Here is a 14,788-nt window from a genome sequence, read left to right on the forward strand (position 1 = left end):
GTTACTTCGGTCTATTATCGATGACCCGTTTTGCCTTGCCTTCGCTCCGCTGGATCGCGCCGGGCGGGACAAGCGTTACCTCGGTATTCACGCCGATGATGTCCTTGACGTTCTTCTGGATGTCGCGCTTGATCTTGATGAGGTCCTCTTCTTCCTGTGCAAAGGACTTAAGGTCGGTGGTAAGCACTTTGGCCGCCAGTTTATCCATGCACTCGGCGGTCACCTCAACGCGTACGTTCATCTCGTCCATCCTGCCCTTCCGGTTCACCTCGATGACATAGTGCGGGGCAATGTCCTTGGTGCGGAGCAGCACGGATTCCACCTGGGACGGGAACACGTTCACCCCCCGGATGATCAGCATATCATCGGCCCGCCCCCTGACGCGTCGCATGCGGACCAGCGTCCTGCCGCAAACACACTTGTCGGGATTGAGACTCGTGATGTCGCCCGTTCGGTAGCGGATGAGCGGCATGGCCTCGCGCGACATGCTCGTGATCACGAGCTCGCCTTCCTGTCCATAGGGGAGCGGATCGCCTGTCTCCGGGTTGATGATCTCGGGGTAGAAGTGGTCTTCGTTGACATGGAGGCCGCTCTGGGCCTCAATGCACTCAGAGGAAACGCCCGGGCCGATGATCTCCGAGAGACCATAGATGTCGATCGCCTTGATCCTGAGCCGCTCTTCCACTTCGCGACGCATCTCCTCGGTCCAGGGCTCGGCGCCGAACAGTCCAACGCGCAGTTTGATCGTATCGAGATTGACCTTCATCTCGCACGCTACGTCATAGAGGTAAAGAGCAAAGGAAGGTGTGGAGCAGATCGCCGTGGTGCCGAAATCCTGCAGGAGCAGGATCTGCTTCTGCGTATTGCCGCCGGAGATCGGGATAACAGCGGCGCCCACGCGTTCCGCGCCGTAGTGCGCACCGAGTCCGCCGGTGAACAGGCCGTAGCCGTAGGCATTCTGGACCACATCCTTGTTCGTGACACCGGCGCAGGTAAAGGTCCGCGCCATCACGTCTGCCCAGAGGTTGATGTCGTTCCGGTTGTAGGCCACGACCGTGGGTTTGCCGGTCGTGCCTGACGAGGCATGAATGCGCACAATGTTGTCGAGCGGTTCGGCAAAGAGTCCGTAGGGATAGTTATCGCGAAGGTCGACCTTCTTCGTGAAGGGAAGTTTGACGATATCCTGAATGGTAGTAATGTCCGCGGGCTTAAGACCCTTTTCGTCAAACTTCTTTTTGTAGAAAGGAACTCGGGCGTAGACGCGCTCGCAGACCTTTTGAAGTCGTTGGCTCTGCAGCTTCGCAAGTTCCGGTCGTGACAGGGATTCTTCGGCATTCCAGGGCATGGGCGGCTCCTTGAGTCTCCGATTTTTCGGATGGAAAATCAGCGATTTTGTTATGAAACGGGGCTATTATAACCAGATTGCAGGACTTTGTAAATATATTTTCATATTATTTCTTGAGCTGGGAAGGTCTCTTTTGCTATAATGGCAACACCTTAATAATACCAACTGAGAGAGAGAAGGAACAACCCATGGATGACATGACCAGATTTGTGCAGAATGATCGTTTTGCAAAGCATCTCGGGATCGAGATGCTTGAATATGGAAACGGCAAGGCAAAAGCAAAAATGGAGATCAAAGACCACCACCTGAACAGCGCCGGCATGCTTCACGGCGGAGCCATCTTCGCTCTTGCGGATGCAGCGTTTTCGGCCGCTTCAAACTCCCACGGTACGCTCGCCGTGGCGATCAATGTGAGCATATCGTATTTCAAAGCTGTCAACAGCGGTGTTCTGATTGCCGAAGCCGACGAGGCGTCGTTCAATCCAAGGCTTGCCACGTATCTTATCCCCGTGATGGACGATAAGGGGAACAAGATCGCGTTGTTCCAGGGCACGGTGTACCGGAAGAAGGACTCTTTGGCTGATGTCATAAAATAAAAGGTGCTATACTAATACAAACGCAATAATTATTGTTACATTCCGAAAGTCCCCCCTCGCCCTACCCTCTCCCCGCTGGGGAGAGGACAAAGGTAAGGGGCAAGATTGTATCGAAATTAAATGCGTTTGTATTAATACCAAAAGGAGGTGTTGATATGGCGACTACCGTGAAGAAAGTGGCGTATTTTGCACTGGACGTTACCAACAGGGCCGGCCAGGGAGCGAAGATACTGGGAGTGTTGGCCGATCGCGGCGTAAATTTACTGGCGTTCTCAGGGTTCCCAAACGGCAGAAAAGCCCAACTCGATATTATTCCCGAGGATGTGGCCATGTTTAAGAAAGCTGCGAAGGCGGCAAAGATCACGACGCGGCCCCAGAAGTTCGGTTTTTTGATCCAGGGTGATGACCGGAAAGGCGCGGTGGCAAAACTCCTCAAAAAGCTGGCGGAGAAAAAGATCAACGTTACGGCCATCGACGCTGTGTCAGCCGGCAAAGACCGGTTTGCCGCCATCCTCTGGGTAGCGCACAAGGATGTGGGCAAGACCGCCAGGGCGCTTAAGGCGAGACGAATATAATTCGGATACGAACACACTCGAAATACGGAATAGTGCACAACGTGAATCAGGTGTAACTACTCAGGTTGGAACCGGTTCTCCGTATTCCTGGGGCCTGCCCTCGAAATAGGTTTTCGGGGGTCATCTTTGGTGAATACCTCTTCCCCGATATCATCCTGAGAAGGTACGACAGGTAAACATTTTTATTTGCCATTTTTTCCGGACATGGTATAGTTTCTGCCATGCCTGAACAGAAGGCCTCACGCCTCCCCTTCCACTACGCCTGGATCATCGTCGCAACCGGCATGCTCAGTATCTTTGCCTGCCTCGGCTTCGGCCGTTTTGCGCTCGGCATGCTGCTCCCTTCCATGGCATCTACACTTAATCTCTCCTACTCGCAGATCGGTTTCATCAGCACCGGCAATTTTATCGGCTATCTCGCTTCGGTCCTGTTCTGCGGCCACATCGCCCGCTGGATCGGCTCCCGCCGGTTGATCGTGATCGCGCTCATCATTATCGGCGTTTCGATGGCGCTTATCAGCCGGGCCGGAAGCTTTGTTGCGATCCTCATACTCTATTTCGTCACGGGCATGGGAAGCGGCGCGGCGAACGTTCCGGTGATGGGGCTCATCACCGCCTGGTTCGACCGGACGATCAGGGGGCGGGCCGCCGGGTTCGTGGTCATCGGCAGCGGGTTCGCGATCATTATCTCCGGCAAGCTCATCCCTTTCGTGAACAGGTTGATCGGCCCCGAGGGATGGCGCATGAGCTGGCTGATCCTCGCCGGAATCGTGCTCATCATCGCTTCACTCAGCTATTTTTTTCTGCGAAACAAGCCGGAGGACCTGGGACTGCAACCACTGGGCAGCGAGGGCAGGGTCCTCACTCCCGTTCTCCAGGAACACACGGCGATGCAGAGCATTTACAAGAACAAGGTCCTTTATCTGCTCGGTTCGATCTACTTTCTCTTCGGCTACACCTACGTGATCTATGCCACGTTCATTGTGACTACGCTGGTTAAGGAACGGGGGTTCTCGGAAACCATTGCAGGCAACTTCTGGTCCTGGGTGGGGCTCTTGAGCCTCGTCTCCGGCCCCGTGTTCGGCACGCTTTCGGACAAGCTCGGAAGAAAGGCCGGGCTCATGATCGTGTTCTCGCTCCAGGCGCTCGCGTATCTCATGGTTGCGGCGAACCTGCCGCCGCTCTTTCTCTATCTTTCGATCTTCTGTTACGGTATCGTTGCCTGGTCCATCCCATCGATCATGGTCGCCGCGGTGAGCGAATACGTCGGCGTTGACAAGGCTCTCGCCGCTTTCGGTTTGATCACGTTCATCTTCGGTTTGGGCCAGATCGCGGGGCCCTCGGTCGCAGGCATCCTGGCTGAACGGACCGGCAGCTTCTCATCCAGCTTCTTTATGGCAGCCGCCTTTGCCGGCGCTGCGATCCTGCTTACCAGTTTTTTGAAAAAACCCCGGCACACCGAATAACGCATCGATCTTCATGAAAAATGATTCCAGCCTCTTGTCAGTAGTTAATCGGAATATGCGCTATAATCAAAATAGTCCTTGCACCGAAGCGAAGTAATTGACCCGAGTAGTTACGGAGGAGTCATGATCAATAAATCCATTTTCATTATCATTGCGGCCACCTTGTTCTGTTCCTGCCTCCCCGCAACGCATGCTCCCCTGCCCCCGCTCGAGGTCGTAGCACACGTGGAGCTGTCCCGTTATACAGGCACCTGGTACGAGATCGCGCGCTATCCGAACCGCTTTCAGAAGGGCTGTACCGATACCAGCGCAGCGTACAAACTCGGTCCGGACGGAACGATCCGCGTGTTGAACTCCTGTCTGAGGAAGGGGAAAATGGACACAGCAAAGGGGAAAGCGCGGATCGTCGACACAACCACGAATGCCAGGCTGAAGGTGTCCTTTTTCTGGCCCTTCTCGGGAGACTACTGGATCATCGATCTTGGCGAAGACTATGACTACGCCGTGGTCTCCGAGCCGAGCAGAAAGTATCTCTGGATACTTGCCCGGTCTCCCCAAATGGACGATGCCCTGTATGGACAGCTCCTTGATAAGCTCAAGGAAAAAGGATTCGATATCACTCTGCTGGAAAGAACGCAGCATGCCAAACCTTTTTAAGGATCGGTCTAAACGTGGTTCCAGCCGCTTCCCCGACCGACTGTCCGTTCTGCTATAATTGTCAGGGATTATTAAAAATCGGAAAAGGACCTGATGGCAATCATGGTCTGACGGGAGGTTCTTAAAATGAACAAATCGAAAACGTACCTGCTTTTTGCGGTCATGATTGCGGCCCTCGCGGCCTGCACCTCCAATCTTAATACAATCGTCCCGCCCATAGAAGACGTCCTTCATGCCGGCCCGCTTTCAAAAATCGTCGTTTATGTGGGCAATGTCCCTCTGGGCGAGAGCGGTCCCAGCGCGGACGGCCTTAACCTCAGCATAGGCGGCACTGCTTATCTGAGCGCCCAGGGCCGTGATGCGAACAATCGACCGATAAAGGTCACACCCCGGTGGCAGGCCAGCCGGCCGGAACTGCTGGAAGTTTCCCCGATTGAAGGCGAAATGGTGGCTATCAGGGGGCTGCGGGAAGGCACGGCTGAACTCGTGGCGGAATATGCGGGCGTGAAGCATACGGTCAACTACATCTTCATAAAATAATATGAATTTTCCGGCGGAGTATATGATTGCAAACGCTCAAGGCGGCCAGCGGGAGAACGGCAGCTGCAACGTGGATCTCGCGGAGGCCGTTCTGACGATCTCGCCCGAATCGGGTGCCGGCCTGATGTTTTCCTGGCGCGATATCGCGGAGCTGAAAGCCGCTGATTACAAAGTGTTCCTCACTTCGCTTTCCGGCGACCGGGTTGAATTCTCTTCCCTGGGTTATCAGTACGAGGACTTCTTGCGGATCGCTTCGGCCTTACGGAACAAAATGCTCATCAAGGACTCCCTCCTGGATGAGCCGCTTAAAAAATCGCAGATAGAGGCGCACTATAGCTTTCAAGACGCCGCGGGCATCGAGAAGGCGCAGGGACAATGCGAACTGCGGATCTATGAAACGGCCCTCCTGCTGGTCCCGGACGGGGCCGGGATGAAAAGGTTTTCCTTCCGTGATGCCGCGGGCGTTCAAGCGGGGGACCGTGAGTTGTCGCTGACGCTTGATTCCGGAGAAAAGCTCCTGCTTTCCAAATTCGGCGCGCAATTCGATTACTTCAAGACCCATCTCTCGGAACAGATGAACCAGATGCTTCTCATGGGGCAGAAACTCCTGAAGTCTATTATGCCCGACCTGGACGGCCTGGCACTGAGAAAGGCTTCGCTGGTCCTGAAAGAAGGCTGGCTCCTGCCGCTTTCGGAGATCGAAAAAATCTGTCCCGGCTTTTTCGCGCGGTTGGAAAAAACTCTCGGCGCGGACCCGGAGAACAAAAAGGAATTTGCTTTGCTGAAGTCCCTGAGCAGGCAGGAGCGTATCTGCTTCGGTTTTAAAAAGGGTCTCGGGGGCGGCGCTTCAGAAGATTATTTCCTGCTCCTCTTCCCGGTTTACAGCGCGGACCCTGCTAAACCGGGCAACGCGGTGGCCATGGAGGCGTTCAGGACTGAACAGGAAAACGAGGTCATCGGGGAGAACGCCGGAAAGCGGGCCACCTATTTTTTCCGTCTCACCAGCCGGAAGGATTATCCCCTCACAAAAGACATTTCCGGGCTGGACGAAAAAATGACCGCCTTCACGCGGTTTTTCAACGCCGCCATGAGCGCCGTGAATTTCAGGCGGGCGCCGCTTTTTTTATCCGACTCGAAACTTGAAGAGCCCCGGTATGCGCGTTACCGCGCGGCGGTTGCCAGGATCCCGGAACTGCGGGCCCTGCGTGATGTATACATAGGCAGGGTCATCCATTCCTCGTCTGAAAGCTGGATCGAGGATATATCGAACCTGCTCGCGTTCAACATTCATTCCAACGACGACCGCGCCAAATGGCTCAAGAGCCAGCTTCCGGACGCTGCGGAGGAAAAAATAGACAATGAGGAACTGCTTGAGGAACAAGCCGTTCCCGGACAGGAGAAAAAATAATGGCCGGCTACAAACATCCCTGCCGCTATTGCGACAAGCTCATCTCTGCGGATGCAAATGTCTGCCCTTTTTGCGGCAAGATCAGGCCGCTCGGCTCGTTCAGGTGTCCCAAATGCCAGAGCCCGATCCAGAAAGACTGGAAAAAATGCGAGCACTGCGGGCTTTCCCTCGAGACAACCTGCCCGCAGTGCGCTAAAACGGTTTTTTTCGGTGATTACTGCGGAAGCTGCGGCGCGCGGCTGGCCATGGCCTGTCCCAATCGGAAATGCGGGTTCGAACAGCCGCCGATCGGCGAAAAATGCGTAAAATGCGGTTCTCAATTAAAATAATCGGAGGAGGATATTCTTATGGCGCTTCAGCCCTTCACGGAAAACTTTAGCGACAACAGCACGGAGGCGGGTTTTCAATGTATTTTTTTCTGCGACCTGTGCAGGGACGGCTACAAGACCAGGTTCATTGAATCCAAGACGTACAAGAAAAAAGGTCTTTTCAGGATGCTGGGCAGCGCGGCCAGTTTGATAGGCGATCTGACCGGTCATTCCGGACTGGGCTATAATGTGGAGCGCGGCGCGGACACCATTTCAGCCAGGTTTACCGGGATGTCGCCCGAGTGGCATAAGGAACACGAGGCGGCTTTTGAGCTGGCTCAGAACGAGGCCAAGGAGCATTTCCACCGCTGTCCCAAGTGCAGAAAATATGTCTGCGAAAGCGATTGGAACGAACAGGAAGGCCTTTGCGTCGGAGACGCGCCGAGGATGAATGTGGAAGTGGCTGCGGCAAAAGCCGGAAAGATGGTCAAGGACATACAATCCGCCGCCGAAGCCACGACGGTTTTCACGGGCAAGATAGAAAGCAAACAGACCATCTGTCCCCAGTGCAACAAGCCGGCCGGCGAAGGTAAATTCTGCGGAAACTGCGGCGCAACGCTTGCCATAATGAAATGTCCCAAATGCGGCGCCGGGAACCAGTCCGCGGTCAGGTTCTGCGGGGAATGCGGCACTAACCTGAAATAACGACGTGCAGATGTCAAGGGAGCAGCCTTGAAACATCTTGTAAGTCTTTTCCCGTCATTCCCGCCCCTGCGTACGTCATGCTGGGGCAGGCTCCAGCGGGAATTCAGGATTTTCAAGATATCACTGGATCCCCGTTCCCTGCTTACTTCCTGCTGGGACAAGTTTCACGGGGATGACGAATTATGCTGCAAAAGAGGACTTTTTCACAACCTGATCAGAGTTGACCCTGATAAAGATTTCATAATCCAGAAGCTCCCGCAATTGAACGCTCTTCGGCATCTTACGCTCTGTATCGTTCCGTTGACTTTCGCGGCGCCCCCTTCCACTCCGTCGCCGTCTGAAACATTCTAACAGGGAGGCATCTCTCGATCTTTACCGTCATTATGGAAAAACCCCGATTGTAAATTTTTTTGTCGGCGGCAGTTACGACGGAGCCGGGAAAATAATTTTTATTCCATAGAATACCGAAGTCTTAGCCAAAATTTTTCAAAATATGATAAGATTATGGTTGTGTAAACATCATTCAAGGATGCATTGTCGGCTATCAGCTTGTTCTCAGGGATAATTGCTGATAAGGGAAAACCGGGTGCGTCTCATTTTTAAATCCATTCCAATGACAATCACGTATGGCGCATAAGCTTACAACCTGCACCTTCTGCGGAGTCGGTTGCGGTCTCTACCTTGAGACTTCGGGCAACCGTGTGGTGGGAGTCTCTCCCAGCATGTCGCACCCGGCGAATGAAGGAAGGATCTGCGTGCGCGGCTGGCACGTCCACGAGGTCATTGACGCGCCGGACCGTTTGAAGAAGCCGTTGCTCAGAAAAAATGGCGCGCTCCAGGAAGTGAGCTGGGATGAAGCGTTCGGTTTCATTGTTACACGCCTGAAGGAGATCCGCGATGCACACGGCCCCGATTCGATCGCGTTCCTGAATTCCCCCCGCTGTTCGAACGAGGAGTCCTATTTGCTCCAGAAATTCGCCCGCGCCGTCATCAAGACCAATAATGTGGACCACGGCGCAGGCGTCTACAGCAATTACTCGCTCAATGTACTGCTCAAGATGATCGGCGTACCGGCCACCACCAACTCCATCCAGGAGCTGGGCCATAGCGACGTTATCATCGTGAACGGCGTTGACCTGGGCCGGCAGTTGCCGACGATCGGGGGGGCGGTCATCCGGGCCAAGCTGAAGGGCGCCATGCTCATCGTCATCGATACGCGCCGTCACCGCGTGGCCGAAAACGCCGACCTGTTCCTGCAGCACAAGCCCGGCACCGAGACGCTGCTCTACGGCGCCATGGCGAAAGTGATCGTCGATCATGGCCTGATGGACCTGCCGTTCATCAAGGCGCACTGCCGGGGCTACGACGCGTTTCTCGCAACCGCGAACAACTGCGATTTGCTGGCGACCGCGGAGATCTGTGGTGTGCCTGCAGAACAGATAGAAGCCGCCGCCCTCGCCTATGGGCGGGCCGGGGCCGCGGCGATCCTCTATTCCACGGGTATCGAGGCGGGCGATGCGGACTCCATCGAGGCCATGGTGAATCTGTGTTTGCTGTGCGGTCAGCTCGGCAGGGAAGGCGCCGGCATCTTCAGTCTGACCGAACATAACAACCTCCAGGGCGTGTGCGACATGGGAATGCTGCCGGACCGCTTGCCGGGGTACGTTTCGATATCAAACGATGCAGCACGCGGGAAAATCGAATCGCTTTGGAATACCGTTCTCCCTGCCAAACGCGGGATGACGGCGAATTGGACGCTCTCTCACCGCGGCAACGGCGCCGTGCGGGCCGTCTGGCTCTGCCGGTATGACCCCGTGAGCACCGCTTTTATCAGCGGGGCGGCGCGGTCGCTTCAGCAGTGCGAACTGGTCGTCATGCAGCACCTGTTCCTGACACCGACGGCCGACTATGCCCATGTGGTGCTGCCGACGACCATCTTCGGCGAGGAGCGCGTCACGTTCACCAATACGGAACGGCGCATCCAAATTGCCGATCAGGTCATTGTCCCGCCGCCCGGGATCGATCCCGCCTGGCATCAGCTTACGATGGTGGCCCGGGCCATGGGTGCGGACTGGCAGTACGATTCGGCCGCCGATGTAATGGATGAGATCGGCACGGTGGTTCCGTTCTACAGCGGGGCGAACTACGATAATCTCTCCCATGACTACGGCCGTCAGTGGCCCTGTACCCGGGAGCATCCCATGGGAACGCAGTTCCTGTTCGCGCCGGGCCATCCCCCCCAGACCTTCACGTTTGTTCCCATCGAGAAAGACCCCCAGCCCGTGACAACGACCGAGGAGTTTCCGCTCACGCTGGTCTTTGGCCATTCGCTCTATTACTGGCACCAGAACGTGCTGATCAGGCACAGTGAGACGCTCAAGCGCGAGTATCGCATGCTGCTGCTCGACTACCCGGACGGGTTCGTCGAGATCAACACGGACGACGCAAAGCGGTTCAACATCCGCGACGGCGAAAAGATCCGACTTCGCACAACCAGGGGCACTTCGACAACAGCGGCGCGGGTCACCCGGGAAGTGCTGAGCGGCACCGTGTATGTGCCGTACTTCGTGAGCCAGGTCATGCAGCAGCTTCAGGGCGTTCCAGAACAAAGCATCCAGTTGCTTCCGGTCCGCGTGGAAAGGGAGACCGCATGAAGGCCCGCATCATCGACCGGGCAGACGTGCTGAAGATCGCGGACCTGCTCAGCGGGCAGGGCTATGATGTCATTGCGCCGTTCCGGGGACGCGGTCGCGACACGTTCTTCGAGTCCATCACTGACGAGAACCGGGAGCGCTTCGAGATCCATCTGCCCAATCCGTACTATCCGCCGAAGCGCTTTGTGTTTCCACATATGGAGCGACTGCTCACGGTACGCAAAAGTAACGGCGACCTCCTGATAGAGCCGACGTACCGGGAATCGAAACGCGCCCTCTTCGGGATCCGTTCCTGCGACGTGGCCGGCATCTATCACCTCGACCGGTTCTATCTGGGCCGCGACTACCGCGATATCTATTACGAGAAACGCCGCCAGAACCTGTTCCTCGTGAACGTTGTCTGCACCAATCCCGGGGAGGACATTAATAACGAATGTTTCTGCATGTGCGCGGACACCGGCCCGGCCGCGCGGGACCATTTTGACCTGCAGCTCATGGATTTGGGAGACGAATTCATGGTTGTCGCGGGAACGCCGGCAGGCGAGGCGCTGTTCGCGGACAGCATCTTCAAACGAGGCGCTGAAGCCCACCGTGAGAAGCGCATCGCCATCCTGAACGAGGTGAGAAGACATTTCAAAAACACGACAAGCTGGTTCTCTGCGACCGTCCGGTACGTGTCCCAGGGCAAGATTCTCGATAAGACCTGGGAGGAGATCGGCAACCGGTGCCTTGAGTGCGGGGGCTGCACGTACGTGTGCCCCGCCTGCACCTGTTTCACGGTCTCCGATCACCAGACAGGGCCTGATGAGATCGAACGCGTTCGCATCTGGGACTCGTGCGCCCTTGCAGGGTTCACGCGCATGGCCGGCGGCCACAATCCGCGCCGCGCCATTCACGACCGCCGCAACCGACGGTTCTTCCGGAAGCTGGCGCACTATTTTATTCAGCGGGAGCTTTCAATGGCCTGCGTCGGATGCGGGCGGTGCGCCGCCGTGTGCCACGGGGACGTGGGGATGCCGAACGTGGTCGAGATGATACGCCGGGCAACAACGGAGTCTGATACCCATGCCGACTGAGAACATCTATCTGCCGAAGACCGCGGTCCTGGACCGGGTGAAGGACGAGATCGCCGAGGTCAAGACGTTTTACTGGCACTTCGAGGACGAGACGGCGCAGAAGGCCTTTAAAAAATTCCGTCCCGGCCAGTTCGCCCAGGTCTCCCTCTTTGGTGTGGGCGAATTTCCAACGTCGTTGCCGCCGAGTCCCACGGAGGACCAGACCTTCTTCACGGTCCGTTCCGTGGGCAGTTGCACTTCGGCGCTCCACCGGTTGAAACCTGGCGACAAGTTCGGCGTGCGCGGCCCCTACGGCAACGGGTTCCCGATGGAAGCTTATTATGGTAAGAACCTTGTGTTTGTTGCCGGCGGCATCGGGTTGATCCCGCTTCGCTCCTGTATCGTGTACGCGCTCAATAACCGCGATAAATACGGACGCATCCAGATCTATTGCGGCTCGAAAACACCGAACGAGCTGATGTATGTGGCCAACCTTCGCGAATGGGAACAGGCAGCGGGCATCGAATGCCTGCTCACGGTGGACAGGACATGCCCCACCGATGTCTGGACCGGGAACATAGGCGTCGTGGGAAGCCTCTTCAAAAAACCGGGAGTGCAGGTCCCGGTGGACAATACGATCGCCTTTGTGTGCGGTCCGCCGGTCATGTTCCGGTTTGTGATCAAGGATTTGCTCGATCTGGGTTTCGAGGAGAAGAACATCGTATCGACGCTGGAACGGTACATGAAATGCGGCGTCGGCAAATGCGGCCATTGCTGCATCGGCGTGGCGTACGTGTGTACGGACGGCCCGGTCTTCACCTATGAACAGATCAAGAAACTGGGAGAGGATATCTGATGACTGACCTTCGTGAACAGCTCCAGCACTGCCTCCGGGGCCGCGTCTGTTTGATGGGTCTCGGCAACGTCGACTACGGCGATGACGGATTCGGCGTGTACCTGGCGGAATCGATAGCGGCGCGTTTGACCAGGGGCGGCCAGGTTTCTCTCGCCCGCCAGGTGATCAGTGCGGGCATGATGCCTGAACGTTACATCGGCTACGTAACCGCGAAAGACTTTGATCAGCTGGTGTTTCTTGACGCGGTCGAATGGAGCGGAGCGCCCGGCTCGGTTCTCTTGCTGAATGTGGAGGAATTGACGGCTCGGTTCCCGCAGATCTCGACGCACAAGATGTCGCTCGGTTTGCTCGCAAAATTGATCAATGGGGGCAAGAGAACGAAGGTATGGTTGCTCGGCGTGCAGCCGGATTCGCTCAACTCAGAGCGAGGACTCACGACAACGATGCAGACAACGGTTGAACTGCTCAGTGAGTTGGTATGCGAAATATTGATCTCGATGAAAGAGACAGGGGACCAGGTACCGTATTCAAGCCCTGACATGATTGAACCAACCGCTTTGAATGGCCAGGACGCTTGATCGTGCCTGTCAGTATGCACCTGTGCCGGCTTGCAGGCCGATGAAGACCTTTGCGTTCGTTGCGTCTTCCCGGTAATGAATATTTTTTTTGTTGAACCGCCTATCGCAGAGGTGAACGCATAATGACTCCGGAATTGTCGGTCCTGATCGCGATCCTCGTTTGTATCGCCGGTGCGCTGCTTACCCTTGTTGTTTCACGGAACAAGACCGTGGCGGGCTGGTTGTCCTTCATCGTCACCTCGATAACGGCTGTCCTGATCTTCTCTGCAGTCGCAACAGTACTCACAACCGGGCCTTCGCTTCACCCTGCTGAATTCTGGTCCCTTCCGAAATTCGGCTTCGCCCTGCGCATCCATGTGGACGGCCTGTCGGCGATCTTTCTGACGCTGGCCGCCTTCATCGCCGTGCCGTCATCGTTCTATTCCATCGTCTATATGCGTTCATACGCGGAATACGGGGCCGCACGATACTATCCCCATTTTCTGCTTTTTCTCGCCGCGATGTACGGTCTTTTGAGCACCACGGACATGATGTGGTTCTTTTTTATCTTCTGGCAATTGATGACGCTGCCCGGGTATGCTCTGATCCGCTACGAGAACAGAAAACCGGAGAACATCCGCGCCGCGAACAAGTATTTATTCATGATGGAGATCGCCTGTGGCGCTACCATGCTCGGCGCGGAGCTGCTCGCCGCTGCCGGCGCTTCAGCGGGCAATGTCGCGCTGAAGTATGATCTTGACACGGTCAGCGCCAACATGCCCGCGCTCTTGAACGAGCACTCCGGCATATCAATGCTGGCCTTTGCGCTGTTCCTCGTCGGGTTCGGCATCAAAATGGGAATGTGGCCCTTTGGCCAGATCTGGCTGCCCGACGCCCATCCCGCCGCGCCGTCGCCCGTGAGCGCCATGCTCTCCGGCGTCATGATCAAGACCGGCGTCTACGGTCTCATGCGGTATTTTCTCTGGCTCGTGCCGCCTGCCGGATGGTCCCGGTTCCCGCTGGCCGAATGGGGCATGGTCATCGCCATTCTCGGAACCATCACGCTCTTTACCGGCACTATGCAGGCGCTCAGGCAGGAGCAGTCGAAACGCCTGCTCGCCTTCCACAGTATCGGTCAGATCGGCTACATCCTCCTTGGCCTGGGTGCGTGCATGGCCCTGCTTCCGGGCGGAGATCACCGGCTCACGGCGCTTGCCGCCATCGGCCTGTTCGGCGCGCTCTATCACGTGATCAACCACGGCATCTTCAAGGGCCTGTTGTTCCTGAACGCGGGCTCGATGCTGTACGCAACGGGGACGCAGGACCTCAACAAACTGGGCGGTCTGATGAAATTCATGCCCGTGACGGCGGTCACGGCGCTTGTTGCTTCGTTCTCCATTTCGGGCGTTCCGCTCTTTAACGGCTTCGTAAGCAAGTGGAGCATTTACGTGGCCGCTGTTCAGGGCAGCGGGGCAGCCGGATATCTCGCCCTCTGCGCGATCGTCGCCATTTTTACCAGCGCCCTCACCCTGGCTTCCTTCATCAAATTTTTCGGCGTGAGTTTCCTCTCGCGACCAAGCACCCTGGTGACGACGCAGGCCGCAAAGCGCGGCAGGCTCGAAGTTTCCTGGATGATGCAACTGCCGCAGGTGCTGCTCGCAGCGGCATGCCTGGGGCTCGGCATCATGCCCGCGGTCGTGTTCCATTTCCTGCAAAAGGCGCTGGACGCCGGCCGCCAGGGCTTCGGCGCAGTGCTGGCCGATGCTGCGCCGATGACCGGCGGGCCGCTTGCGGGGATACAGGCACTGCAGGACATCGCCGTGTTCGCGCCGCTTGCGCTCGCCGTGCTGATCGGCTCGATGTTCCTGATCACGAGGGCAATCTCAAAACTCGGAGGGGCCCAACGCCGTATCGCCGCTCCCTGGCTTTGCGGCTATGTTCGCGAGGCGGATTGCCACCGGTACACGGCCCACAATTTCTACAGTGAGATCAAACGTTACTTCCGCTGGCTGGGCGGCACGCCTCATCCGGATCCGGGCAAGCAGGACGAGGTGAAGGGACCTTGA

Annotated in this window: 14 protein-coding genes; 13 read left to right on the plus strand and 1 reads right to left on the minus strand. The window is 56.6% G+C overall.

The features are described from left to right. Nucleotide 1: 1 nt before the first annotated feature. Nucleotides 2-1,345 (minus strand): phenylacetate--CoA ligase, encoded by a 1,344-nt coding sequence (locus M0R70_05550; GenBank protein MCK9418830.1) that lies wholly within the window; start codon nucleotides 1,343-1,345, stop codon nucleotides 2-4. 188 nt (nucleotides 1,346-1,533) lie between these two features. On the opposite strand from M0R70_05550, the gene M0R70_05555 reads away from it, so the two are divergent. The 13 genes from M0R70_05555 (at nucleotide 1,534) to M0R70_05615 (ending at nucleotide 14,788) form a co-directional block, all read left to right on the plus strand. Next, a complete protein-coding gene (locus tag M0R70_05555) occupies nucleotides 1,534-1,941 on the plus strand; it encodes a hotdog fold thioesterase (protein MCK9418831.1) in 408 nt (135 codons plus the stop codon). 155 nt (nucleotides 1,942-2,096) lie between these two features. After that, nucleotides 2,097-2,516, plus strand: a complete 420-nt coding sequence (locus M0R70_05560; protein MCK9418832.1) for a hypothetical protein — start codon at nucleotides 2,097-2,099, stop codon at nucleotides 2,514-2,516. 221 nt (nucleotides 2,517-2,737) lie between these two features. After that, on the plus strand, nucleotides 2,738-3,982 hold the full coding sequence (locus tag M0R70_05565) for an MFS transporter (protein ID MCK9418833.1): 1,245 nt from the start codon (nucleotides 2,738-2,740) through the stop codon (nucleotides 3,980-3,982). 123 nt (nucleotides 3,983-4,105) lie between these two features. Then, nucleotides 4,106-4,639 carry a lipocalin family protein gene (locus tag M0R70_05570; protein ID MCK9418834.1) on the plus strand — a complete coding sequence of 178 codons (534 nt, stop codon included), beginning with the start codon at nucleotides 4,106-4,108 and terminating at the stop codon, nucleotides 4,637-4,639. A 126-nt stretch (nucleotides 4,640-4,765) separates the two neighbouring features. After that, nucleotides 4,766-5,179: a hypothetical protein gene (locus M0R70_05575; GenBank protein MCK9418835.1), complete on the plus strand. Its 414-nt coding sequence runs from the start codon at nucleotides 4,766-4,768 to the stop codon at nucleotides 5,177-5,179. Between the two features lie 22 nt (nucleotides 5,180-5,201). Further along, nucleotides 5,202-6,587 (plus strand): hypothetical protein, encoded by a 1,386-nt coding sequence (locus tag M0R70_05580; protein MCK9418836.1) that lies wholly within the window; start codon nucleotides 5,202-5,204, stop codon nucleotides 6,585-6,587. Continuing rightward, nucleotides 6,587-6,916, plus strand: a complete 330-nt coding sequence (locus M0R70_05585) for a zinc ribbon domain-containing protein (protein ID MCK9418837.1) — start codon at nucleotides 6,587-6,589, stop codon at nucleotides 6,914-6,916. The genes M0R70_05580 and M0R70_05585 overlap by 1 nt, the downstream gene beginning before the upstream one ends. Nucleotides 6,917-6,934: 18 nt before the next feature. Further along, nucleotides 6,935-7,600 carry a zinc ribbon domain-containing protein gene (locus M0R70_05590; protein ID MCK9418838.1) on the plus strand — a complete coding sequence of 222 codons (666 nt, stop codon included), beginning with the start codon at nucleotides 6,935-6,937 and terminating at the stop codon, nucleotides 7,598-7,600. 626 nt (nucleotides 7,601-8,226) lie between these two features. After that, a complete protein-coding gene (locus M0R70_05595) occupies nucleotides 8,227-10,254 on the plus strand; it encodes a molybdopterin-dependent oxidoreductase (protein MCK9418839.1) in 2,028 nt (675 codons plus the stop codon). Then, nucleotides 10,251-11,330 (plus strand): 4Fe-4S dicluster domain-containing protein, encoded by a 1,080-nt coding sequence (locus tag M0R70_05600; GenBank protein ID MCK9418840.1) that lies wholly within the window; start codon nucleotides 10,251-10,253, stop codon nucleotides 11,328-11,330. The genes M0R70_05595 and M0R70_05600 overlap by 4 nt, the downstream gene beginning before the upstream one ends. After that, the gene (locus M0R70_05605) at nucleotides 11,320-12,165 is read left to right on the plus strand and encodes an FAD/NAD(P)-binding protein (protein ID MCK9418841.1); all 846 of its coding nucleotides are present in this window, start codon (nucleotides 11,320-11,322) and stop codon (nucleotides 12,163-12,165) included. Before M0R70_05600 ends, M0R70_05605 begins: the two co-directional genes overlap by 11 nt. After that, on the plus strand, nucleotides 12,165-12,743 hold the full coding sequence (locus M0R70_05610) for a hydrogenase maturation protease (protein MCK9418842.1): 579 nt from the start codon (nucleotides 12,165-12,167) through the stop codon (nucleotides 12,741-12,743). Before M0R70_05605 ends, M0R70_05610 begins: the two co-directional genes overlap by 1 nt. Before the next feature lie 122 nt (nucleotides 12,744-12,865). Further along, the gene (locus M0R70_05615) at nucleotides 12,866-14,788 is read left to right on the plus strand and encodes a peroxiredoxin family protein (GenBank protein ID MCK9418843.1); all 1,923 of its coding nucleotides are present in this window, start codon (nucleotides 12,866-12,868) and stop codon (nucleotides 14,786-14,788) included.

The sequence above is a fragment of the Nitrospirota bacterium genome (genome assembly GCA_023229435.1).
Taxonomy (GTDB): Bacteria; Nitrospirota; UBA9217; order UBA9217; family UBA9217; genus JALNZF01.